The organism is Brevundimonas sp. (assembly GCF_003248455.1).
In the GTDB taxonomy this organism is placed as follows: domain Bacteria; phylum Pseudomonadota; class Alphaproteobacteria; order Caulobacterales; family Caulobacteraceae; genus Brevundimonas.
Genome location: NZ_QFNM01000003.1, coordinates 85,725 through 110,339, shown reverse-complemented (window position 1 = coordinate 110,339; position 24,615 = coordinate 85,725). Strand labels below are relative to the sequence as shown.

The window sequence follows — 24,615 nt, the reverse complement described above, 5'->3', positions numbered from 1 at the left end:
GGCGTTCGTCCTCCCTACTGGCCACCGCTGTTGTTCCCTGTTCCGAAAGTTTCAGTGGTCGGCGCAGTCGCCTGCCTGACGACCAGAATCTGTCCCCGGTCGCTTGTCCGAACATCGACTGGCAAGGTCGCCTTCAGCGCTGCGGCGAAGCCGTTCTGATTGCCCGCGCGGAACATGCCGTTGATCCGCATGTCGGCCACCTCGGGGTGGATCACGATCTTCAGCCTCGAGTATGTGTTCATCTCTTGAACGGCCGAGGCGACCGTCTTGTTGTCGAAGAATATCTGTCCATCGACCCAACCGAGGGCACGGGCGGTGTCGACGGTTTGAACAACCATCGCAGGGTTTCCTGTCGATCCCGCCAATTGTTGGCTCGGTTGCATGATGCGAACCGATTCATGGCCGAGCCGGGTGGATCGCACGGCCACGCGGCCTTCGGCCAACGTCACTCTGAGATCGCGGTCGTCGAGCGCCACGTCGAACACCGTCCCCAGAGCCGTCACGGTACGGTCGCCTGCCCTCACGACGAAGGGCCGCGACGGGTCCTTCTCCACCCGGAACAACGCGCGACCCGAAAGAAGCGTGATCTCCCGCCGCGCCGCCTTGAAGTGGGCGGCGATCCGGGTATCGGAATCGAGAGTGACCTCAGATCCATCCGCCAAAATCACGCGGGTGCGTTCATTGAGCGCCGTCCGATAGATTTTCGCACCTTGGGCCATGGCCGACACCTCGGCCCCGCGTTCGGTAGGCAGCGTGATCGCGAGGGCCAGAAGGAGCGATGCCGCTAATGACCAGAACCCGACGGCGATGCGACGTTGGCGGAGTTTTTCGGTCCGGTTCCGGGCTTCGTCTCTCAAGGCCCTCAATTCGGGCAGATCACCCTGTGTGCGCAACGCGAAGAGGGCGCCTTGAAGGCGGTCGTGGGCCTTTCGATGATCGGGCGATTCAGCAAGCCAGGCTTGAAAAGCGGCCCGATCGCCATCGCGATCGCCCGTTCCAGCGCGCAGCCGCGCATCCCAGGCGGCGGCTATGGCCTCGATGTTGTCGCGATCTCTCACAGGAGCCCTCGCAGACGATAAAGGAGATGGGCGTTAGCCTTGGCCATGTGTTTCTCGACCGTGCTCAACGACATTCCCATGCGCCGGGCGATCTCGACCTGGGCGACTCCATCCAGATGGTATTGGCTGAATACGGTGCGCACCGGAACGGACAGTTCATAGAGGGCGCTCACCATCGCCTGCAGCGCCTCCTTATTCTGCAGAACCCTCTCGGGGGAGAAGCCCCGTTCATCCTCCACATCCACATCGGTCGATCCGGCCAGCATGCCGCTGCGGACGCTCGCGCGCCGGGCTTCGTCGCGCAGCACATTAGCGGCGACCTGGAAGACATAGCCATTCATATTGCCGATGCCGCCGAGGTCCTGCCGTATCAACCGGCCGAAGACTTCCTGCGTCAAATCCTCCGCTTCTTGGCTTCCGCGCACACGTCTCTGAAAGAAGCGCAGCAGCGGGCCGCGAAAGGCGGATACAACCTCTTCCAGCCGTGGATGTTCAGCCGTTGACGGCATTGGAGTTCCCCTTGCCCCCGTAAGACGCGCGCGCTGGGAGATACCGTAAAGAAAAATTACACGGCCGAATGTCCGATCAGCCCGTGTTCGCAACGACTGGACGGACCATTGATCGTCGGTGCGGGCCCATGACCCGTCCAACGCGCCGTCAAGTCGATGCCGATCAATCACACTTTGGCGATTCGGTGACGGTTCAGGCGGAATTGCCCATAATTGTTGGCGGGATTTTGCATCCGTTGCGTCCCCCGAGTCGAAAAGCCGCGATACTCGGGGCGATCAGGGGGATGCTATGCGTAACAGGGAACGATTCACGTTCGGTGGCGGCTGCTCGGTGGCTGCGATCGCTCTTTTGCTCGCGGCGACGCCAGTCGCGGCGCAGGTTCAGCAGACGAAACACTTCGACATCCAGGCCGGAGATCTCGGCCCGGCGCTCAATGCTTTCGCCCGTCAAGCCAATCAGGAGATTATGTTCTCCAGCATACTCGTCGCCGGCAAGCGGACGCAGGGCATCCGCGGCAACCGCGAACCTAGCGCCGCCCTGTCGGCTCTGCTGAAGGGAACAGGTCTTAGCGCCGAGACCGGAGCCGGGTCTGTGGTCACCCTGCGCCCCGCCCGCCCCGCGACGGGCGGCGGGGCACTGACCCCCATATCGGCTACAAACTATTCAACACCGGCCCCTTACGCCGAAGCCGGTCCGGGGCTGCAGACGCAGGACGCGCCTCTCGAGCCGCAGGACGAAGTCTCTGCCGTGGAGGAAATCGTCGTAACCGGCTCCCGTATCATCCGTAACGGCTATGAAGCGCCGACCTCGACGACGGTCCTCGGCGCCGAGGACATCCAGCGGCGCGCTCCAGCGAACGTGGCGGACTACATCAATCAATTGCCGCAGATGGGGCAGCCGACATCTCCCCGAACCACAGTCTACAGCGCCACGAGCACGGGCGGCGGAGCCAATCTGCTCAATGCGCGCGGTCTGGGCGCGACCCGCACCCTGGTTCTGCTGGATGGACGGCGAGTCGTGTCCGCAGGATTGAACTCGGCGGTAGATATCAATCTGCTGCCGACCAACCTCTTGCAACGGGTCGACGTTGTGACTGGAGGCGCCTCGGCGGCCTATGGTTCCGACGCGGTCGCAGGTGTCGTCAACTTCATCCTCGACAACAGCTTCACGGGCCTCAAGGGCTCGGTCAACTATGGCGTCACCGACCGTAGCGACGCCGAAAGCTTCAACGGCGACCTGGCCTATGGCGCCCGCTTCGCCGGCGGCCGGGGGCATGTCCTGCTGAGCGGACAGTATTTCTCTGGCGACGGCGTCGATACGCCGTTGAGCCGGGACTGGTACCGGCCGGGCTATCGGCTGCTGTCCAACCCGGCCTGGACCGCTACGAATGGCCAACCTGGCCAGATCGTGCGCTATGACGCCGGCTATGGTCGCGCTTCCCCAGGCGGTCTGATCACCAGTGGACCGCTGCGCGGCACGCTTTTCGGCGAGAACGGCCAGATCGGTCAGTTCACCTTCGGGCCAATCCAGAACGGGGATCTTCAGGCTGGCGGGACAGTCGAGGATACCGCGCGCATCTGGCCCCTGCTGCCCGAACAGAAGTACTGGAGCACCTTTGGCCATGTCACCTACAACCTGACCAACGATATCAAGGCGACCTTCGAGGCGAGCTATGCTGGATCCGACGGCAGCAACTGGTCGTCGCCCTACGCGCGTCAGGCCAACATCACTGTCCGCAGCGACAACCCCTTCCTGCCGCTCCAGATCCAGCAGGCGATGACCGCCAACGCCATCTCAAGTTTCACCATGGGACGGCTCAACTACGATCTGGTGACGCCGGGCGGCCATGGCGGCGAGGCAGGCTACTATCGTCGTCAGGAGCGCTATATGGCGGCGTTGGACGGGACCTTCCTCGAGACGGGCCGGTGGCGGACCTATTACCAGCGCGGACAGAGCGACGTCTGGTACACGCGCAGCAACAACCCCCTCGTCGAGCGCTACAACCAAGCGATCGACGTCATCGCCAACCCTGCGGTCGGCGGCGTGGCCGGCGTGGCGGTCGGACAGCCTATTTGTCGATCGCAACTCACTACCCCGGCCAATGGATGTGTGCCGATGAACATCTTCGGCATTGGCGCTCCGGGGCAGGCCTCCATCGCTTGGGTCATGGGTCTGAACGAAGGTCTGGGGGCGCGTCAGGATTTGGACATCCAGCAGGACGTCTGGGCGATCGACGCCCAGTACGAACCCTTCTCGTTGTGGGCGGGGCCGGTCTCGTTCGCGGCCGGTTTCGAATGGCGCAAGGAACAATTCACGGCCAAGGCGGACGCTCAATCCCTGAAATCGGCTTGGTTCACCGGCAATTTCGGGACATCTCAGGGCAAGTACGATGTGAACGAGTTCTTCGTGGAAACCCTGGTCCCGCTGCTGAAGGATGCGCCATTCGCCAGTTCCCTCGACTTCAACGGAGCCGTCCGGCGCACGGACTATTCCACCAGCGGCGCGGTGACGACCTGGAAGGCGGGACTGACCTGGGACATCAATGAGGAACTGCGTCTGAGGGGGACGCGGTCGCGCGATATTCGCGCGCCCAACCTGAGCGATCTGTTCGCGGCCGGGACGGCGTTTCAGAACAACTACAGCGACCCTAGCCAACCCGGTAGTCCGACGGTCTCGACCATCGGCATCAGCGGGGGGAATCCGAACCTCAAGCCGGAAGTCGCCGAAACCTGGACCGGCGGGGTGGTCTATCGACCAGCCTGGTTGGCCGGGTTCAGCGCTTCGGCAGATTATTACAACATCGAAATCGCCGACGCGATCGTGGCGATCGGCGCACAGCAACTTATCAACCAGTGCTACGGCGTCGGGGTCCCACGCGACCCCGCATCCTGCAATTCCATCATCCGGGCGCCCGGCCGTTCCGATCTCGTGGACGCGACAATCTACACTGGCGGCGTCAACGCCCAGATACAGGCCGTGGAAGGCGTCGACTACGAGCTGTCGTATCGCACCGCGCTCGCCGACATCTTTCCATCCTGGAACGGCTCGATCGATCTGCGTCTGCTGGCCACTCAGCGCCTCAAGGATGAAACTGAACTCGCAGGCGCGATCACCGATCGTCTGAATCTGGCAGGCAGCATGAAATGGAACGGCCTTTTCTCAGGGACCTACAGCTATGGGCCGAGCCGGACGACCCTGACCGTTCGATACCTGGGCAGCGGAAAGGTCAGCAACTACGCGCCGACCAGCCAGTTGGGTCTGGCCGACGAACTGAACCATTTCGACGCCGTCACCTATGTGGAGCTCGCCGAGAATTTCGACATCGAGATGGCCGGCAGAAAAATCACCCTGTTCGGCGTCGTCGAGAATCTGTTTGACCAGGATCCAGAATATATTCCTGGGTCTTACGCTGGCTTCGGCACGTCCACGCAATATGACCTTCTAGGACGGTCATTTCGCGTCGGCGCCCGTTTCCGCTTCTGACGGGCGGCGGGAGCGTCAGAACGGCAAAGGCTGGTCTGACGCATTTCCCGAGTTAGAGTGATCATCCAAGCACAGGAGTTCACGATGGATCGGATAATCGCCGCCGTAGTCGCTGGCGTGATCGCTCTGGCGCCCATGGCGGCGACGGCCCAGGACTATGGCCGCTACAGCGACGCCGCAGCCCAGACCGAGCTTTCGCGAATCGCCGACGTGCGGATGGCGGTGATGGTCCCGATGCGCGACGGCGTCGGCCTGGCCACGAACGTCTACCGTCCCAAGAATGCGCCCGGCCCTCTGCCGACCGTCTTCGTGCGGACACCCTATAACGAATTGGCGAACAACGCCCGCACCACCCGCACGGCCCTGACCTGGATCAGCCGGGGTTACGCCTTCGTCATCCAGAACGAGCGCGGACGGTATTTCTCTGGCGGCGACTACCAGATTCTGGGCTATCCTCAGACCGACGGCTACGACGCCCTGACGTGGATCGCCGCCCAGCCCTGGTCGAACGGCAAGGTCGGCACCCTGGGCTGCTCTTCCTCGGCCGAATGGCAACTGGCGCTGGCCGCCCAGAATCACCCCGCCCACGCCGCCATGGTTCCACAGGCGTCCGGCGCCGGCATCGGCAAGGTCGGCCGCTTCCAGGAACAGGGCAACTGGTACACCGGCGGCGTGCCGCGCAGCCTGTTCTTCGTGTGGTTGTACGGCGTCGATAATCCGCTGCGCGCGCAAATCCCGGTTGACATCGACCAGGAAACACGCGCGCGCCTCGTCCGCTACAATGACCTGGACGCGAAGAAGCCGGAGGTGAACTGGCCCAGCCAAATTCGCCACCTGCCCGTAGACCAGATGCTGTCGGACCTGGGCGAGCCGCCCGCCACATTCGAGCATTTGATCGCTCGCACGCCCGCCGATCCGGCCTGGCGCCAAGGCGGCCTTTATCATGACGACATGGGCTGGGGCGTGCCGTCGTTGTGGTTCAACAGCTGGTACGACGTCTCCATCGGGCCGAACATGGCGCTGTTCAACCACGCCCGCGCCACCACCCAGGATCGCGAGGCCGCCGAGAACCAGTATGTGGTTGTGGGGCCGAACAATCACTGCGCCTTCGCCGGGTTGGGACCGAACTATCGGTCGGGCGACCGAGCGCTGGGCGACGCCAGTTTCGACAGCGACGCCCTGATCCACGCCTGGTTCGACCGCTGGCTGAAGGGCGAGCGCCAGGCTTTCCCGGCCAGCACGCCGCACGTCCAGTATTTCAACATGGGCGAAAACGTCTGGCGCACCGCCGCCCAATGGCCCCCGGCGGGGGTCCAGACGGTTCGGATGTATCTGCGCTCTGGCGGAGCAGCAAACAGCCTGAACGGCGACGGCCGCCTTTCGTTCGAGGTGCCGCCCGCCGGCGAACAGCCCGACCGCTATCGCTACGACCCGATGAATCCCGTCCAGACCATCGGCGGCGGCGACTGCTGCAACGGCGGCCTGGTGACAGCCGGCGCCTTCGACCAGCGCCAGATCGAGGCGCGAAACGACGTGCTGGTCTATACGTCCGAGCCCTTGACCCAGCCTATGCAGGTGACGGGCTTCATCGATGCGGTGCTGAAGGTCTCGTCCTCGGCCGCCGACACCGACTTCGCGGTCAAGCTGATCGACGTGGCGCCGGACGGCGCGGCCTACATCCTGGGCGACACCATCATGCGGGCCCGCTATCGAGACGGCTATGACCGTCCCACGCCCCTCACGCCCGGCCAGGTGGCGACGATCCAGCCCACGCCGATGACGATCAGCAACACCTTTCAGCCCGGCCACCGCATCCGGGTGGAGGTGACAAGCTCCAACTTCCCCAAATTCGTGCGCAACCTGAACACGGGCGGTCCGAACGAGACGGAAAGCGTGGGCGTCGTCGCCGATAACGCCATCCACCACGCCGGAGACGACGCCTCCTATATCGAACTGCCAGTGCTGAATTGACCCTGCGCCCCCTTAAGCTGATGCCGTTGGTCTAACGCAAACCTGTCCCTACTGAAGGCGGGCGTACAAGGCTGAGCGAGGAGGCTTTTCAAGCCTCCTCGCTCAGCACCATCGATTCCCGCGGGCGTCATTCGCCACGCGGCATGGCTCTATTTCCGCTTCGGCCTGAGCTTGCGCGACGTGGGGAATGGCTCGCTCCGCGCTGAATTGAAGCCAGCTACGAAACGATCAGATGCCGGGCCCGAGAGTTGGGCCGCTGATCGCCTGACGCTTCCCGGAGGCGGTGAGCCCCACATGACCCGCCCCTGCCCGATCGCCACAAGTTCAGGGTGACACCACCGACGGATCACTCGGACAACTTATACGAGAATCCAACCAGCGTTAGGCGCAGAGGTGACGCCGATGAGAATGGGAAGAACACCAACAATCCTAGAAGAATATTGCCCACATTTCAGTCCCAATCAGAACATCTTTCCGACATTGTAAACACAACGGCGATTTTCGATGGAACGACGCCGCTGCACGATGACTTAAGTCGTTATCGTTACGCTACGCCTAGGGGAAATATGTCATTTCGCCGCCTGCTGTTCTGTTGTTCAGCCGCCTTCAGCCCTCTATTTCTACCGCACGCCGCACTGGGTCAGAATGCGGAAAGCTCATCCCAAGTTCCAGAGAACGAAACAGAGGTCGAGCGAAGGGTTTCGATAACGTCCCCCGCCCAGGCAAGGACTCCTAGACGCGTCGCCGATGTCGTCGTGACGGGCTCGCGGGACAGTCTGACGACGGCTCGCAACATCAAGCGCAACGCCGACGAGGTCGTCGATGTCGTCGTCGCCGAGGACATCGGCAAACTGCCCGACAGCAACGCCTCCGAATCCCTGGCCCGCGTCACCGGCGTCCAGGTCGAGCGCGGCGGCGGCGAGGCGGCGCGCGTCCTGGTCCGCGGCCTGCCCGACGTCTCCACCACCTACAACGGCCGCGACATCTTCACCGCCGAAGGCCGCGGCGTGGCGCTTCAGGACTTTCCAGCGGCTTCCGTCGCCGCGCTGGAGGTCTTCAAGTCCTCCTCCGCCTGGCGGCTTGAAAGCGGCATCGCCGGCCTGATCAACGTCCGCTCGCGCCGCCCGTTCGATTTCGACGGGCTCGAGATCGCCGGTTCAGTGCGCGGAACCTACGCCACCCAGTCCGAACGATACGACCCCAACGGCGACATCCTGGTCAGCAACCGCTGGACCACCCCTGTCGGCGAGGTCGGAGCCTTGGTGAACCTGTCCTACACCAGCCTGCGCTACCTCGATTCCGTGCGCTGGGATTCCGGGGTGGTCGGAACCATCGCCGACCAGACCGCCGATCCCGCCTTGGCCGGGGTCCGCTTCCCCGACGCGGTCGGCGTCTTCTACGGCGCCGGCGACCGCTGGCGGCCCTCGGCCAACATCGCCCTGCAATGGCGGCCCAGCGACGATCTGGAATTCTATTTCGACGGCCTCTATCAGGGCTATCGCGGCGAGATCTACGATCGCCAGTTCATCACGCCCCTGTACGCAGAGGGCACCCGCTTCGAAAACGTCGTCCTGCGCCCGGGCGGCGATGTCCAGAGCCTGACCGCCGCCGACGGCCTGCGTCCCGAACAGTTCCAGAGCGCCGCCTTCGGCAAGACCGACACCTGGCAATACGCCATCGGCGGTGTCTACACGGCCGGGCCCGCCGAATGGTCGTTCGATCTGGCGCGGACCGACACCACCTACACCAACTCCATCCACAATCTGGACACAGCCTTCGCCTCCACGCCGATCGCCGACATCGACTTCGACGTGCCGCGCGAAGACGGCGGGTTGGAGTTCTCCTTCCGCGACTTCGACACCGCAAATCCGGCCAACTTCATCTATCGGGGCCTGTTCGACCGGCGGTTCCAGGGCCGGGGCGACGATGTCCAGGCCCGGATCGACCTGAAGCTCGACACCGGCTCCAGCCTGTTCCCCGAAACCCGGTTCGGCGTCCGCTACGTCGACCGCAACGCATCCTACGAGAACGGGGAACGCTATCTGAACCAGGAGGATCGGCGTATTCCGCTGGCGGACATGCCGGTCGAACTGACCCTGGCTCCTGAAGGCTTCAACGGCAGCGACGTTCAGACGATGCGGACCTGGGTGGTTCCGACCTACGACAGCCTGCGCGACAATATCGAACAGTTGCGCGCCATCGCCGGCTTCGCGCCCGGCGACCCGCCGGTCATTCCCGAACAGGCCTTCGAAGCGAACGAAAAGGCCTGGACCGGCTATGGCCAGACCGACTTCGCCTTCACCCTGTTCGGCCTGCCGGTCGAGGGCGACGCCGGCCTGCGCATCGTCGCCACCGAGGTCGCCGTCGACGGCACGACCCGCGACACCGCCGGGGGCGCCGAAGTCTTCACCCCGGTCCAGCGCACCAGCCGCTACACCGACCTTCTGCCCAGCCTGAACGTGAAATTCCCGCTCAGCGACGCTGTGCAACTCCGCCTCGCCGCCAATCAGACCCGCACCCGCCCGGCCTTCGGTCAGCTGAATCCTGGCCTGTTCGTCTCGCCCAACCCGGACTCGTCGGGCCTGCGCACCGCCAGCGGCGGGAACATCGACCTGCAGCCGATCAAGTCCGCCAACTACGACGCCACAGTGGAGTACTATTTCTCCGACAGCGGCTGGGCGACCCTGGGCGTCTTCCGGCGCGAGATCGACGGCTTCATCGTCAACGAGACGGTCGATGTGGTCGATCCGGTCTATGGCGACCTGCGCATCACCCGGCCCCAGAACTTGGACGCCGCCGTGCTGCAGGGGGTCGAGGCGGCCTTCACCACCTTCCTCGACTACGAGTTCGCGCCCGGCTGGGCGCGTCATTTCGGCCTCCAGCTGAATGGCACGGCCATCGACGGCGACCTGCAGTTCGTGTCGAAGTATTCGTACAACGTCGTCGGCATGTACGAGAACGGCCCGTTCAACGCCCGCCTCGCCTACAATGTCCGCACCAAATACGGGAACGGCGTGGCCGGCGAATATGTGGACGACGTGAAACGGCTCGATTTTTCGGCGAGTTACTCGCCGACCCAGCGGGTCACGATCGCCTTCGATGCTTCCAACCTGCTAGGCGAACCGTTTCGATCCTTCTTCGACTACGGCGACGGCGTCTATCCCCGCGACGTCCGCCGGGAAGAGACGCTCTACTCGCTGGCCTTGCGCTTCCGCCTTTGAGACGCCGCCGACGCAGGACTTGCGGGCTCGGCCCCCAATCTAGACCCGGCTGCTGACCCTTGCGAGGACGCCGTTCCCGTCCAATAGGACCCACGAGCCGACCGGCGCTCCAGCCTGGGCATCAGGGTCAGCGCCAACGTCGCGGCTCTCGACGTGTGACCAACCTCTGAAGCGAGGCGGGCCTCTGCCGTTTCCGCCCCGGTTGGTTCGCCGGCGAACACGCATTCGCGCCCTCGACAGCCGGCCGTGGTCGCTGCATTGAGGCCCATGCTCCAAATCCAGACGACAAGCCGCTCGGTCGACGCCCAACAGGTCGTCGATGCGGCGATCGCTCAGGCCGCGGCAAATGGGCTGCATAGTCTGACGCTGCGCGATCTGGCGCAGGCCCTGGGCAAGAGCACCACCGTCATCGTCAATCTGTTCGGCGCCAAGTCGGGGCTGGTTCAGGCTGTGGGCGAGGAAGCCATGCGGCTGGACGCGGCGTTCCACGCCCGGTTCTTCAACGCCGTATCCGGCCTTACCCTCGCACGCGATAATCTGCTGAGTCTGATCCAGCACTATCTGCGTCTCCGCGCCGCCTCCGACGCCGGTTTTGTGCGCATTTGGGAATCGTTGCTGCTCGACGCCGAGCCGGACACGGCGCGTCGCGACCTGCTGGTGCGATGGGATGCGCTTCGGCGCGAGGCTTGGCGCAGCCATCTGGCCGTCGACGACCGGCTGGCTCGGGTCGCGGAGCCTCTGGTCGGGATGCTGACGATGGAACAGTTCTATGCCGGCGCGCTCCTGGGGCGCGCCGACTACGACCTCATCCTGGCGGAGGGATTGGCGGGCCTGATAGACCATGCGCTGGGCCAGAGGGATGGACCCGCGACCGTCACCTTCTGGTACCGCGAAAATCTGGTTCTGCCCCAGGCGCCTGCCGCGGGCTTGGCGTCGGACTCCATGCGGCTGAAGCTTCTGGATATCGCCGCCGATCAGATTCTCGCACGCGGCGTGACGGCGATCACCAATCGCTCGGTCAGCGTCGTCGCCGGCACGTCCACCTCGACCATCGCCTATCACTGGCCGGATATGCGACGCTTCGTTCTGGATGCGATCTGGCACAGCGTGTTTCGCGACATGCCGCGCTATCTGGCGGGCCAGCGCCCTGAAGGCGACCCCGCGGTCGCCGATCTGGACAGCTGGTCGCGCATCATGGCGCCGACCCTCGCGATCGGGCCAAACGGCGAGGGTTTCTACGTTCGCTACGCACGTTTGATCGCAAGCATATGCATCGAGGCCCGTCGCGATCCTTCATTGCAGGACCTCGTCATGCTGCTGCGCGGTCCCGAGGGCGGCGGCACCTATTACAACAGCGAGGGTGTGTGGCCCGTCGACTTCGACCTGACGCGCCTTGCGGCGACCCGTTTCGCCCTGTGGGTCAAAGGCAGCGCCTTGACCGCCGCCGCGACGGGCCAAGAGGTCACGTCCGCCGAACTCCAGGCGGCGGCAACCAAACTCGTTGCGCGCCGAGCGCGATAGAACACCCGTTACCCTAGAGCGCCCCATTCGGCAGCTGTCCTTGACAGAAACAGTTCTGATAAGCGTCACAAAAGCATAGCGCCTGCGGCCTAATGGCCCATTGTTGTCGAACAGTTGTTTTTCTGACGCGGCGATCAGCGGCCTTGGCGTTCTTCCCCTGCGCCCGTGCTCGCCCGCCGCGATGTGAGAGACACCTGTTCGGCAATGCCCAGCAACGCTTCGGCGCGCGAGGGAGGGGGTTCCCCGCGCGTCGCCCGAAGGATCGAACATGCAACGTCTTCTTCTCGGCGCTTCCGGCGTCGTCCTGGCCATGGCGGCCATGCCCGCCTTCGCTCAAACCCAGTCCGAGGCCGCGACCGCATCGGTCGACGACGTCATCGTCACGGCCCAGCGCCGCGCCGAATCCTCTCAGAAGGTCGGCCTGGCCCTGACCGTCATCTCTGGCGAGGCGTTGGACGACCGCAACATCCAGACCGTCAACGACCTGGAGAACACGGTTCCTAGCCTGGAGGTCGATAGCCAGCTGGGCGGCGGCCAACCGCAATTCCGCATTCGCGGCGTCGGCCTGACCGACTACGCCGCCAACAACACCTCGACCGTGGGAATCTACGTCGACGAGGTCGCCTATCCTTACGGCGTCATGACGCAAGGCCTGCTGTACGACATCGCCCGCATTGAGGTGCTGCGCGGGCCGCAGGGCACGCTTTACGGCCGAAACACCACCGGCGGCGCCGTCAGCGTCATCACCAACGCCCCGACGGACCATGTCGCCGCCGGCCTGAACCTTAGCTACGGCAGCTATGACGCGGCCAAGCTGGAGGGTTACCTGTCTGGCCCGGTCGCCGAAAACCTGACGGCGCGTCTGTCAGTGGCGGCGGAATCGGGCGGCGCCTGGCAGTACAATCGCGACACTGGCGAACGTCTGGGCGACAAGGACACCAAGGCCGCCCGCCTGCGCGTCAACTGGACCCCGACGGCCCAGACCGACATCGACCTGAACCTGCACTACAGCCGCGACCAGTCGGATGGCCGGGGCCTGCGCCTGATCACCAGCCCCTTCACCTCGAGCGGCGGCCGGGTCTATCCGATCGATACGTCTCACCGCATCACCGGCTGGGGCATCAGCCCCTATTTCGCCCAGCTTATCGGCACCTCGCCGAACGCCAAGCCATTCCGCGACAACGAGGGCAAGGGCGTCAGCCTGCGCCTGAACCAGGACCTCACCTGGGCGACCCTGACGGCCATCGCCAGCTACGAGACGTTCGACCGCAACGAGTTCAACGACTGGGACGCCACCGCGTCCAACGAGGCCGGCACCTTCTTCTTCAACGACATCGAGACCTCGTCGCAGGAGGTCCGCCTGGCCTCGCCGACCGGCGGTCGCGCCCAGTGGCTGGCGGGCGTCTATCACTCCAACGAAAGCGTGGACGGCGGTTTCTACTCCGACTTCTCGCAAGCCCGGAATTTGGGCTCGTACATGAGCACCACCTACGGTCAGAAGGTCGAGACGACCGGCGTGTTCGGCAATCTGGACTACAAGCTGACAGACCGCCTGACCCTGGTCGGCGGCCTGCGCTACGAGGACGAGACCCGCGAGTTGAACGACTTCAAGACCGAGATCCTGGCCCCCAACCCCTCGGTCCGGGCCACCGCCTCCAAGTCTCAATCGATGCGCGAATGGACCGGGAAACTGGGTGTCGAATACATGATCAGTGACGACATCCTGACCTACGCCAACGTCTCGCGCGGGGTGAAGTCGGGCGGTTTCACCACCTACAACAGCGGCCTGCCGGACCAGCTGGAGCCGTTCAAGTTCGAAGAACTGATCGCCTATGAGACCGGCGTGAAGTCCAGCTTCTTCGACCGCAAACTGCAATTCAACGCCGCCGCCTTCTACTACGACTACCGCGACCAGCAACTTCAGGGCGTGCTCTATACCCAGACCGGCCGCGTGGGCCGGATGATCAACGTGCCCAAGTCCCACATCCAGGGCGCGGAGATCGAAGCGGTGTGGCGGCCCATCCCCAACCTGACCATAACCCAGGCCCTGGCCTACAAATACGGCGAATACGACGAGTTCTTCTTCGTCAACGCCACCGCGACCGAGGCGGCCAAGGACCCGGTGACGGGCCAGTACAACACCATCGTCTACAGCGACCGCGCCGGCGAGCGGCTGCCCTTCCCCAAATGGGACTACAAGGGTTCGATCGCCTATGACTGGCAGATGGGCGACTGGGGCGTGGAGGCCCAGACCAACTACGCCTTCCGCGACGAGAAGTTCTCCACCTCGTCCAACTCGATCATCGACTCCTATTGGCTGGTCAACGCCGGGGTGACGGTGCGGCCGATGAACGGGAACTATGCGTTCGGCGTCTATGTGAACAATCTGACGGATTCCTACTCCGAGGAATCGCGCAACCGCTTCATCTCAGCGGCGACGGGCTCGCCCAACCCACCGCGCACCTGGGGCGTGCGCCTGAGCTATCGTTACTGATCCAACCCGGGCTTCGGTCTTCAGGCCGAAGCCCATCCTTTCGCCGGGAGAACACGCCGTGCAAACCCTTTGGAAACGCCTGACCTGCGCCCTTCTGGCGGGCGGGATCGCCCTGGCCTCGGGCGCAGCCCTGGCCCAGCCCGCGACGGGCCGGTTCACCATCGCCGTCATTCCCGACACCCAAAACTATGCGGACTTCACCCATCAGCGCGCGGCGGGCTTTCCCTTCGACGCGCGCGACATGATGACCGAACAGTTGCAGTTCATCGCGGACCACGCGGTCTCTCGCGGCGGCGACATCGTCTTCGCCACCGCCGTCGGCGACGTGTGGCAGCACCCGGTCCTGGCCATCGACCCCGAGCATGCCGCGCGAGGCTTTCGTCCACGCCCGGCGCCTGGCGGCGCCAATCTGGAGAAGATGGCCGAGGGCGTGCGGACGGTCGAGATTCCGGCGTCCATCGCCGCATACGACCGCATCGACGGCGTCCTGCCCTTCTCGGTCGTGTCGGGCAATCACGACTACGACGGTCAGTGGTGGGAAGAGCAGTGGCCTCAGGACCTGACCGCGCCGCCCGGCGACCTGCGCCGCCTGGGCATGATCCACATCGGCGGCCTGACCGCCTGGAACCAGGCCTTCGGTGCGGGAACCAAGTTCTTCAAGGACCGCCCCTGGTATGTGGCCTCTCACGACGGCGGCGCCGACAGCGCCCAGGTTTTCGAGGCAGGCGGCTATCGCTTCCTGCACGTCGGCTTGCAGATGGCCCCGTCTGACGCCAGCCTGAAATGGGCCGAAACGGTCATCCACGCCCATCCGGGCCTGCCGACCCTGATCACCACCCATGATTTCATCGACAAGACCGGTCAGCGCCGCGCCCATCCGGTGGTCGATCTGCACGCGCTGGACCCGTTCGATAACGACGCCCAAGGGGTGTGGGACAAGCTGATCGCCCGCAATCCGCAGATTTTCATGGTGCTGAGCGGCCACCACAACGGCCAGGCCTTCCGCACGGACGCGAACCGCCAGGGCGGCGCCGTCTATCAGTTGCTGTCGGACTATCAGGACCGCAATCAGACCGCGCTGGACGCGGGCTTGGCGCCGGATCGCGCGCCGGGGATCGGCGACGGCTGGATGCGGCTGATGACCTTCGACATCACCGGCGACACGCCGACGGTGCGGGTGCGCGCCTATTCGACCCACTATCGTCAGTATGCGTCTGACCAGCCAGAATACGCCCACCGCTACAAGCCCAATGAACAGCCGCAGATGACCGACGCCGATTTCGTCGCCAGCGACGATTTCGTCATCCGTCTTGACGATTTCCGCGCCCGCTTCGGTCCGGGCGCCGCTGCCGGGAGCGCAGATAGATGAGCGTCTTGAACGCCGGCTTCTCCCGCCGCGCCCTGATCGGCGGTCTCGTCGCCGCCCCCGTCGTGCTTCGGTTCGGCAGGGCGAACGCCGGCGGCGCCTATCTGTTTCCGCTGGGCGTGGCCAGCGGCGATCCGTGGCCCGACGGCTTTGTCCTGTGGACCCGGCTGGCGGCGGACCCGATCGCGCCCGATGGCCTGGGCGGCCTGTCCGCGCCCATAGACGTCTTGTGGGAAGTCGCCAGGGACGAGCGCTTCATCCACATCGCCGCCGCGGGCCGCACGACGGCGGACGCGGCGACCGCGCACGCCGTGCACATCGAGGTCCAGGGACTGAACCCCGGCCGACCCTACTGGTATCGCTTCACCGCCGCCGGCCAGCAGAGCCCGGTCGGTCTGGCGCGCACGGCCCCGGCGCCGAACGCAGAGGTGGATCGGCTGCGCCTCGCCGTCGCCTCCTGCTCGAACTGGGAGGTCGGCTATTTCAGCGCCTATGGGCACATGGCCGACGAGGCCCCGGACCTGACCCTGTTTCTCGGCGACTACATCTACGAATACAGCCGTCGCGGCGACCGCGCGGCGAACAATGTGCGCAACTACGGCTTCGAGGACGCCACGACGCTGGCCGGCTACCGCAATCGCTATGCGCTGCACCGGACCGATGCCGACCTGCAACGGCTCCACGCCGCCGCGCCGTGCCTGGTCGTTTGGGACGACCACGAGGTGCTGAACAACTATTCCGGCGTCTGGACCGATGGAGACGATGCGCCAAGGGCGTTCCTGCAACGCCGCGCCGCCGGCTACCGCGCCTTCTACGAGGCCATGCCGATCCGGCGGACGCAGGTCGACGCCCGGCTGCAGATGCCGATCCACAAGCGCGTCCGCTATGGCAAGCTGGCCGAGTTCTTCATGCTGGACGGCCGCCAGTATCGGTCGCGCGGGGCCTGCGTGGACGAGGGCGGCGCCAAGGGCCAGATCGTGACCGACGCCCAGTGCCTCGACCGCGCCGACCCTTCGCGCACCTTCCTGGGCTTCGAGCAGGAGCGCTGGCTGTATGACGGTTTGGCCGGCGCCGAGGCGCGCTGGAACATCCTGGGTCAGGACCTGGTCATGGCCGGCCTGCGGTTCGAGAACCCGAACGGCGAGACCCGCTATTGGACCGACACCTGGGACGGCTTCCCCGCCGCCCGCGATCGCATGACGCAGGCGCTGCACGCGATCAAGCCGCGCAATCCGGTGGTTCTGGCGGGCGACTATCACTCCTTCTGGACCAACGACGTGCTGCTGGACAGCCGCGACGAGACCTCGCCCGTCGTGGCCACCGAATTCGTCGGCACCTCGATCACCTCGGGCGGCCCGCCTTACGCCGGGCTGATGTCGGCCATGCCGGCCAATCCGCACATCAAGTTCTTCGACAGCCGCGTGCGGGGCTATATGTCCATGGACGTCACGCCCGACCGAACGACCACGCGCTATCAGGCCATCAGCGACGTCCGCGATCCGAAGGCGACCCTCTCCACCCTGAACACATGGGTCGTCGAGGACGGCCGACCCGGCGCCCAGATCGCCTGAACCCCGCAGAACCTGAAGTCACCATGCCCCCACATCGTATCGGCGGTCGCCTCGCGGCGACCGCCCTGGCGTTCGCCCTTGTCGGCTGCGCTTCTGCGCCCTCCCCCGCCCCGGCCTTCTGGACGGGCTTTCGCGACCATCCGCACGGTTATCTGCCCAAGGAGGCCGCGCCGAACGCCGCCGCCTTCCTGCCGCCGCCGCCGGCGGCCGGTTCTCTGCGTGAACAGGGCGACATCGCCGCCTATCGCGCGACGCGCGAGCTTCAAGGCACGCCGCGATGGCACCAGGCCCGCGCCGACAATGAGATCGAGACTCCCAGCGCGCCTCGCGTCTTCGACGAAGCCTTGGGCGTCGCCTTCGCGCCTGAGCGGATGCCGGTCCTGACCCGGCTGCTCGGCCGAATGCTCGGCGATCTGGAAACGGTGCAGACGCCCGCCAAGCGCGGCTTCATCCGCCCCCGCCCCTTCGTGACCGAGCCCGCCCGGATCTGTGTCCCGCCCGAACCATGGCTGGCCGCCAGCGGTTCCTATCCGTCAGGCCACGCCGCCCTGGGCTGGGCCTGGGCGTTGGTCCTGTCGGAAATGGCGCCGGACCGGGCCGACCAGATCCTGGCGCGCGGCCTGGCCTATGGCGACAGCCGGGCGATCTGCGGCGTCCACTACGCCAGCGACGTCGAGGCCGGCCGCATCGTCGGCGCCGCCCTGTTCGCCGCTCTCAAGGCCGACCCGGCTTTCCAGGCCGACTTCGCCATCGCCCGGCGCGAACTGGCCAAGGCGCGTCAGACGAGCCGCTAGACGCGACTCGCGTCGACCGGGGCTGATCTTGGCGGCGCCCTGTCACGCGGCTGTTGAGGAAGCGTGGTTCACGGTCGTTGTCTGAGGGACGCCCGATGTCCGGCCGCGTCTTCCTGGAGATCGATCATGAGCGCTCTTGTCATCGCCCTGGTCCTGGGCGCGTCGTCGTGCCAACCGGCGGCGGCCGATGTCGGCGCAGCGGGCGGCGACGCCTGCGCGCGGGCGTGGATGGATCGGTCGTTGCGAATGAACGACATCGCCGTGGTCGGCACCCACAACAGCTACAAGCTGGCCATTCCCGAGGCGGAACTGGCGGCGTTGACGGCGGTCGATCCCGGCGCGGCGGGACTGGATTACGCACACCGCCCGCTGGTCGAGCAGTTGGAGGCCGGCGCGCGCCAGCTGGAGATCGACGTGCTGAACGATCCGCATGGCGGGCGCTATGCCCGACCGGCCTCGGCCCTGGGCGGCGCACGATCGGGCGTTCCGACAAGCCAGGCTTTCCAGGACGCCATGGCGCGGCCGGGGATGAAGGTGCTTCATATGCCGGACGTGGATTTCCGCAGCTCCTGCCTGACCTTCGTGACCTGCCTGATCCAGATTCGGGACTGGTCGACCGCCCATCCCGACCACGCGCCCATCCTGATCATGCTGAACGCCAAGGCCGGCGCGGCCTCGATGCCGGGCGGGGTGACGCCGCTGAATTTCGACGCAGCGGCTTGGGACACGCTGGACGCCGAAATCCGCTCGGTCTTCGACGCCTCTCGCCTGATAACGCCGGACCAGGTGCGCGGCGACCATGCAACACTGCGCGAAGGCGTGCTGGCGGGCGGTTGGCCGACGATGGGCGAGGCGCGCGGCAGGGTCTTCTTCGCCCTGGACGAAGGGCCCGAAAAGGCGGGCGGCTATGCGGCGGGACGGCCGTCCCTCCAGGGACGGGTCCTGTTCGTCAACGCCGACGAGGCCAGTCCCGCCGCCGCCTATCTGACGCTGAACGACCCTGTGGGCCAGCAGGATCGAATCCGCGCGGCCGTGCGCCAGGGCTTCATCGTGCGCACCCGCGCCGACGCCGACACGGTCGAGGCCAGGAGCGGCGACGTGACGCGACGCTCCGCCGCCTTCACCAGCGGGGCGCAATATGTCTCGACCGACTATTACTGGGCCGATCCGCGTTTTCCCGCCTATGAGGTCCGTCTGCCGGGCGCCCAGGCGGCGGCGTGCAATCCGATACGGGCTGCGGCGCGCTGCGGCGGGCTGGCGGTCGAGATGGCGACCGACGCACCCGTGCGCGGCTATCTGGCGCCGGCGGATCGGCCGAACCTGACGACGGTGCTGGCCCCGCCGCCCCTGCCGGGTTCGCCCCGCGCCCGCGCCGACGCCGAGGTCTTCCGCGAGACCCGCGCCTTGCAGGGCACGGCGCGGTGGGACTTGGCGACGGCCGATGTGTCCGGCGATCAATACGATCATTTCGCCCAAGCCCTGGGCGTGCGCCTGACGCCGGAACGGGCCCCGGTGCTGACGGCCCTGCTGGATCGCGCGGGCGACGACCGTTCGGTCGTGGGCGCGGCCAAGGACTATTGGGGAACCAAGCGCCCCTACATCGACGGCGACCAGCCGATCTGCGAGGCCAAGAGCGATCATCTGGCGGGCAATCCCGACTATCCGTCGGGCCACTCTGCACACGGGATGCATACCGCCATGATCCTGGCCGAACTGGCGCCGCAACGCGCGGACGCCCTTTATGCGCGTGGGCGCGAATTCGCCGAAAGCCGCTTCATCTGCGGCTCGCACAGCTACAGCGCGGCCGAGGCCGGCATCCTCTCGGGCGCGGTCATCTACGGCGCCGAACACCGCTCTGAGACTTTCCGTCGCGACATGGAGGCGGCGCGGGTCGAGGTGCAGGCGGCGCTCGTCAGGGCCGATGCGGAGGTGGGCGCCGGGCCGAACGCGACAGCGCCGTGAACATTGAATGAAATCCTCTGTCACACGCTGAGGGGCGAGGTGACGCCGTCGTTGAGGGCGGTAGATCGGCCGGCGTGACGCCAGGTTCGGTCGACGTGTTTCGCGGGTGAGACACGTCAAGCTCTCTGGGGGTAGTCCAAATGAAGAACCAAATTCTCGGCACGACGGCGCTGGTCGTCGCCGCCGCCTCGCCGTTCGCGGCCGCAGCGCAGGCGACCGATCAGGTCCAGGCTCGGATTCCGGCCGATGTATCCCAGGTCGACGAGATCATCGTCACCGGCAGCTATCGCCGCAGCCTGGAAGAAGCCGTCGACATCAAGCGCAGGACGATCGGCTTTTCCGACTCGATCGTGGCGACGGACGTCGCCAACTTCCCCGAGCAGAACCTGGCGGAAGCGCTTCAGCGCATCCCCGGTGTGACCATCGAGCGCAACAAGGGCTTGGGCCAGCGTGTTTCGGTGCGCGGCCTGCCCAGCGAATTCACCTTCGTCACCATCAACGGCCTGGCGACCGCCTCCGGCAGCGGCGGTCGCGATGTCGAGTTCGACATCTTCGCCTCGGAAATCATCCAGCAGGTCACGGTCCAGAAGTCGCCCCGCGCGGCGGACGAGGAAGGCGGCATCGCCGGTTCGGTCAACATCTCGACCGCGCGTCCGTTCGATTACGATGGCCGGCGCGTAGTCGCGGCCGTCGAGGGCGCCTACAACTCCATCTCGGAAAAGACCGACCCGAAACTGTCCTTCCTGGCCAGCGACACCTGGGGCGACTGGGGCGCGCTGTTGTCGTTTTCCACGGCGCGTCGGACCAACCGAACGGATTCGGAATCGGGCATCAACTTCCGTCCGATGAGCCGTTTTTTGGCGACATCGACAGGCGCGCGCGGAACGCAGGCCGCCGCCGTCCTGGCCCGCGACGCCGGCGTGATCGTCCGCAATCGCGCGGACACGAACGAGACCGATCGCATCATCTTCCAGGATAAGGTGGGCGACCGCGCCTATCTGAACACTCAGGATCAATGGGGCGGCGCCCTGTCGCTGCAATACCGGCCATCGTCCAGCTTCAGCCTGGCGTTCGACGCCCTGATCGGCCGCTACGAGACCACCGAGGACCAGTACGATGCGGCGGCCTATTCGGCGTCCAGCCGTTCGACGCTGGAGACCATCCACGAGTACGACGACACCACGCTGGCCGACCACGGCATGGTGGTGCTGCGCGACGTCTCCTACACCCTCACCCAGCACGAGATGCTCAGCAAGGAGCAGATCAACGAGACCGACTATCGCCAGTTCGGGGCGGAGCTGAACTGGAGCGGCGACAGCTGGAAGCTGCACGCCCTGGCCGGCTATTCCGGCGCCGAGAAGACGCTGGACTACGCCAACCTGAAGCATGTCGCCTATGCGCCGTCGCGCACCCGCTGGACCGCAGACGGCGGCGAAACGGTCAAGAGCGCCAACCCTGCCTCGATCGACATGTACGACTCGCCCCAGAGCTATCTGTTCGAAGCCTATGAAACGACGCTGGAGCAGATCACCGACGACAAATACGCCGCCCAGATCGATTTCACCAAATATCTGGGACTGGACTTTTTTCCGGCCCTGACCAGCGTGCAGTTCGGCGCGCGTTACACGGACAAGTCCAAGGAGCGGCAGTACGGCGCCTTGAACATCCAAGGGACCGGGCCGGGCCGCGTCGACTATCTGAACCGTCCGATGTCGCAAAGCGAACTGACGCCGATCGGCGACCTGGTTCCGGGCGGGGCCTTCAGCGTCCGCGATCTGAACTGGAGCCAGGTGTCGAACGACTATGCGCGTCGCACCTTCCGCTACGACGGCTTCTTCACCCCGTTCGCCCCTGGCGACTACTACGAAGTGTCGGAAGAGGTTCTGTCGCTGTACGCCATGGCCGACCTGAATTTCGACATCGGTCCGGTGCCGGTCTCGGTCAACGGCGGGGCGCGTTATGTCGACACCTCGATCACCTCGTCGGGCTATCATCAGATTCAAAACCCGAACGGCACGACCGGCTATACGCCCGATCCGGTATCCAGCGACGGCAGCTACGACAAGGTGCTGCCCAGCCTGAATGTCACGGCCGAACTGACCGACCGCCTGATCTTGCGCGCGGCGGCGTCGGAGACCCTGATCCGCCCGGCCCTGACCGACTTGGCCTACAAGCGCACGGCCAGCTTCAACTCGTTCCGCTTCACCGACGGCAACCCCAACCTGAAGCCGACCTACGCCAAGCAGTGGGAAGTCGGGCTGGAGCAATATCTGGGCGACGGCGGACTGCTGGCGGTCTCGTACTTCTGGAAGGAGATCGAGGGCGTGGTGCGCCAGGCCCTGACGGGCACGGTGCCGAACGTGACCAAATACAACGCCAACGGCACCATCGACGGCGTCTATACCTTCGACGTCTATCAACCGATCAACGAGCCCGGCTCCTATGACGTCAGCGGGGTCGAACTGGTCGCCGTCGTGCCGTTCGGCCAGTTCTACGCGCCGCTGGAAGGGTTCGGGATCAACGCCAACTACACCGTGCTGGACAGTTCGCTGACCGGCACGTCCAAACTGGGCATCCCCACTCCGCCGATCGGCTTGGCCGACAACACCTACAACGTCACCCTCTTCTACGAGAACACCAGGTTCCAGGCGCGGGCGTCCTACAACTTCAAGGACAAATACGTCGAAGCCATCGGCTACGAAATGTATCCGATCTGGCGCGAGGGCTATGGCCAGGTCGATCTGTCGGCCAGCTATCGCGTGACCGACGCCATCCAGATCAACCTGGAAGGCATCAACGTCACCGACGAGGCGACAAAGGGCTACACGATGGATCCGTCCTTCCCCACGATGTACGAATTGTCGGGACGCCGGATCAATCTGGGCCTGCGGATGGAGTTCTGATCCGTTCGTGGACCTGATCTTCGGCCCAAACTGTCGGGCGAGCGCGTGATCCCCGCGCGTTCGCCTCGCCGAAACGCCTCCTCCCTTTCAGGAGGGGGCGTCTTTGCGCCTGCGCCGGACCTCGCCGAGGCCGCGGTGATCCGGCTGCGCGCCGACCTGATCGCCTATCTGCTGCGCAAGACGCGCGGCGCCGGCGACGCCGAGGATGCGGCCCAGGAGGCCTTCGCGCGCTTCCACCGCGCCGGTCACGACCTTAATAGCGCCGACGCCCGCCCCCTGCTGTTCGTCATCGCCCGCAACATCCAGTCGGACCGCTGGAAGGCCGACGGACGCGAGACCGCGCGACGCAGCGCCCATGACATCCATGATCTGGACAACGGGCAGCGCGCCGTCGCCAGCGAGACGCCCGACGCCGAGACCGGCCTGATTCGCCGCCAGGACCTGGCGGCGGCCGCCGCCGTGATCCGCGCCCTGCCGCCCAAGACCCGCGACGCCTTTCTGCTGCATCGGTTCGAAAACCTGACCTATCGCCAGATCGCCGGACGACTGGGCGTATCGGTCAGCATGGTGGAGAAACACATCGCCGAAGCCCTCCGTCAGCTGAAGAAATCGCGGGGCGGCTGAGGTGTCCCGCATCTGGATCGTTGTGCTTTTTGAGGCGGGCCGCAAAGACGACTCGCCCGGCCCGTTTGAAAGGAATTCGCCACGCTGATGCTGGAGCGTCTGAACATCCTGACCCTCGCCCGTCCCAGGACGGCCGAGGCGTGGCTGGCCCGCATGGCGCGGCCGGGCGCAGGCGCGCGCGAGCAGGCGGCGCTGCTGGCTTGGCTGGAGTCCGACCCCGATCACCTGCGTCAGTACGAACGGGCCAAAGCAGACCAGGCGGCGCTGGAACCTTTGCGCGGCGCCTTCGCCGGCGACCTGGCGGCGCTGCGCCGCACCGAGCGCAAGTCGGTGACGCGCCGCCCCTTGTTGGCGGCGTCAGGCTTCGCCGCAGCGGCCGTCGCCGTCGCCGTCATGTTGGTCCCGATGTTGAACGGCGCGGAACGGAGCCGGATTTACGAGGCCGCACCCGGCCGGATCACCGACGTCGCCCTCGACGACGGGACGCGCGTTACGCTGGACGCCGGTTCCGCCATCCGCGTGGCCCTGGCGGACGATGCACGCCGCACGACGCTGGAGCGAGGCGCGGCCTATTTCGAGGTGGCCCATGACGCCGCCCGTCCCTTCCAGGTGGCGGTCGGGGACCGCCGGGTGATCGTGACCGGCACGCGCTTCGTCACCGCCCTGACCGGCGATGGCGCGCAGATCTCGCTTTTGCAGGGGCGGGTCGCGGTGGCGACGCGCGATGCGACCGACAGGAACGCGCTGAGCGACGCCCTGATGCTGTCGCCGGGCGAACGCGCGGACTTCCAACCAGGCAAGCCAGGCGTCCGCAAGGCCGCCGTCGACGTCGAGACGGCGACGGCCTGGCGCAATCGCCGGCTAGTGTTCCAGGACGCGCCCCTGTCGGCCGTCGTCGCCGCCGTCGCACGGTATTCCGATCAGTCCCTGGTCCTGGCCGATCCTTTGCTGGGGCGTATGCGCGTCACGGTGGTCCTGCCGCTGGAGGGCGAAGGCGCGCTGGAGGACCGGCTGGCGGCCCTGCTGCCAATTCAGATCGATAAAGCTCCTGATGGCCGGCGGCTGATCCGCGCCGACTGAGGCGACCGTATCGCAGACCTGTCATGGGACTGCGCTAAGGGCTTCACGGAACATCTC

14 protein-coding genes are annotated in these 24,615 nt (G+C 65.7%); 12 read left to right on the top strand and 2 right to left on the bottom strand.

The window, feature by feature from the left end:
• Positions 1 to 14: 14 nt before the first annotated feature.
• Positions 15 to 1,058, bottom strand: coding sequence for a FecR domain-containing protein (locus tag DI624_RS01815; RefSeq protein ID WP_291535677.1), 1,044 nt, complete (start codon positions 1,056 to 1,058; stop codon positions 15 to 17).
• Positions 1,055 to 1,567 carry a sigma-70 family RNA polymerase sigma factor gene (locus DI624_RS01810; RefSeq protein WP_291535676.1) on the bottom strand — a complete coding sequence of 171 codons (513 nt, stop codon included), beginning with the start codon at positions 1,565 to 1,567 and terminating at the stop codon, positions 1,055 to 1,057. The genes DI624_RS01815 and DI624_RS01810 overlap by 4 nt, the downstream gene beginning before the upstream one ends.
• Before the next feature lie 289 nt (positions 1,568 to 1,856).
• On the opposite strand from DI624_RS01810, the gene DI624_RS01805 reads away from it, so the two are divergent.
• From DI624_RS01805 to DI624_RS01750, 12 genes are all read left to right on the top strand, one after another.
• Entirely contained in the window at positions 1,857 to 5,051 is a 3,195-nt protein-coding gene (locus tag DI624_RS01805) for a TonB-dependent receptor (RefSeq protein WP_291535673.1), read from the top strand.
• An 84-nt stretch (positions 5,052 to 5,135) separates the two neighbouring features.
• Positions 5,136 to 7,022, top strand: a complete 1,887-nt coding sequence (locus DI624_RS01800) for a CocE/NonD family hydrolase (protein ID WP_291535672.1) — start codon at positions 5,136 to 5,138, stop codon at positions 7,020 to 7,022.
• Between the two features lie 755 nt (positions 7,023 to 7,777).
• The gene (locus DI624_RS01795; RefSeq protein WP_291535670.1) at positions 7,778 to 10,243 is read left to right on the top strand and encodes a TonB-dependent receptor; all 2,466 of its coding nucleotides are present in this window, start codon (positions 7,778 to 7,780) and stop codon (positions 10,241 to 10,243) included.
• 267 nt (positions 10,244 to 10,510) lie between these two features.
• A complete protein-coding gene (locus tag DI624_RS01790; RefSeq protein ID WP_291535668.1) occupies positions 10,511 to 11,764 on the top strand; it encodes a TetR/AcrR family transcriptional regulator in 1,254 nt (417 codons plus the stop codon).
• A gap of 268 nt (positions 11,765 to 12,032) precedes the next feature.
• Positions 12,033 to 14,258: a TonB-dependent receptor gene (locus DI624_RS01785; protein ID WP_291535667.1), complete on the top strand. Its 2,226-nt coding sequence runs from the start codon at positions 12,033 to 12,035 to the stop codon at positions 14,256 to 14,258.
• A 58-nt stretch (positions 14,259 to 14,316) separates the two neighbouring features.
• Positions 14,317 to 15,627, top strand: a complete 1,311-nt coding sequence (locus tag DI624_RS01780) for a serine/threonine protein phosphatase (RefSeq protein ID WP_291535666.1) — start codon at positions 14,317 to 14,319, stop codon at positions 15,625 to 15,627.
• Positions 15,624 to 17,195, top strand: coding sequence for an alkaline phosphatase D family protein (locus DI624_RS01775; protein ID WP_291535664.1), 1,572 nt, complete (start codon positions 15,624 to 15,626; stop codon positions 17,193 to 17,195). The genes DI624_RS01780 and DI624_RS01775 overlap by 4 nt, the downstream gene beginning before the upstream one ends.
• A 23-nt stretch (positions 17,196 to 17,218) precedes the next feature.
• Positions 17,219 to 17,989: a phosphatase PAP2 family protein gene (locus DI624_RS01770; RefSeq protein ID WP_291535663.1), complete on the top strand. Its 771-nt coding sequence runs from the start codon at positions 17,219 to 17,221 to the stop codon at positions 17,987 to 17,989.
• 126 nt (positions 17,990 to 18,115) lie between these two features.
• Complete coding sequence (locus DI624_RS01765) at positions 18,116 to 19,951, top strand: Ca2+-dependent phosphoinositide-specific phospholipase C (protein WP_291535662.1); 1,836 nt, start codon at positions 18,116 to 18,118, stop codon at positions 19,949 to 19,951.
• A 140-nt stretch (positions 19,952 to 20,091) separates the two neighbouring features.
• A complete protein-coding gene (locus DI624_RS01760) occupies positions 20,092 to 22,854 on the top strand; it encodes a TonB-dependent receptor (RefSeq protein ID WP_291535660.1) in 2,763 nt (920 codons plus the stop codon).
• A 135-nt stretch (positions 22,855 to 22,989) separates the two neighbouring features.
• Entirely contained in the window at positions 22,990 to 23,478 is a 489-nt protein-coding gene (locus DI624_RS01755; protein ID WP_291535658.1) for an RNA polymerase sigma factor, read from the top strand.
• A gap of 87 nt (positions 23,479 to 23,565) precedes the next feature.
• Positions 23,566 to 24,558, top strand: a complete 993-nt coding sequence (locus DI624_RS01750; RefSeq protein ID WP_291535656.1) for a FecR domain-containing protein — start codon at positions 23,566 to 23,568, stop codon at positions 24,556 to 24,558.
• Positions 24,559 to 24,615 lie beyond the last annotated feature (57 nt).

What these genes read in the sequence shown, in the direction of transcription:
- DI624_RS01810 (WP_291535676.1), bottom strand. Translation starts at nt 1,567, where the DNA reads ATGCCGTCAACGGCTGAACATCCACGGCTGGAAGAGGTTGTATCCGCC.
- DI624_RS01805 (WP_291535673.1), top strand. Translation starts at nt 1,857, where the DNA reads ATGCGTAACAGGGAACGATTCACGTTCGGTGGCGGCTGCTCGGTGGCT.
- DI624_RS01800 (WP_291535672.1), top strand. Translation starts at nt 5,136, where the DNA reads ATGGATCGGATAATCGCCGCCGTAGTCGCTGGCGTGATCGCTCTGGCG.
- DI624_RS01790 (WP_291535668.1), top strand. Translation starts at nt 10,511, where the DNA reads ATGCTCCAAATCCAGACGACAAGCCGCTCGGTCGACGCCCAACAGGTC.
- DI624_RS01785 (WP_291535667.1), top strand. Translation starts at nt 12,033, where the DNA reads ATGCAACGTCTTCTTCTCGGCGCTTCCGGCGTCGTCCTGGCCATGGCG.
- DI624_RS01775 (WP_291535664.1), top strand. Translation starts at nt 15,624, where the DNA reads ATGAGCGTCTTGAACGCCGGCTTCTCCCGCCGCGCCCTGATCGGCGGT.
- DI624_RS01770 (WP_291535663.1), top strand. Translation starts at nt 17,219, where the DNA reads ATGCCCCCACATCGTATCGGCGGTCGCCTCGCGGCGACCGCCCTGGCG.
- DI624_RS01765 (WP_291535662.1), top strand. Translation starts at nt 18,116, where the DNA reads ATGAGCGCTCTTGTCATCGCCCTGGTCCTGGGCGCGTCGTCGTGCCAA.
- DI624_RS01760 (WP_291535660.1), top strand. Translation starts at nt 20,092, where the DNA reads ATGAAGAACCAAATTCTCGGCACGACGGCGCTGGTCGTCGCCGCCGCC.
- DI624_RS01750 (WP_291535656.1), top strand. Translation starts at nt 23,566, where the DNA reads ATGCTGGAGCGTCTGAACATCCTGACCCTCGCCCGTCCCAGGACGGCC.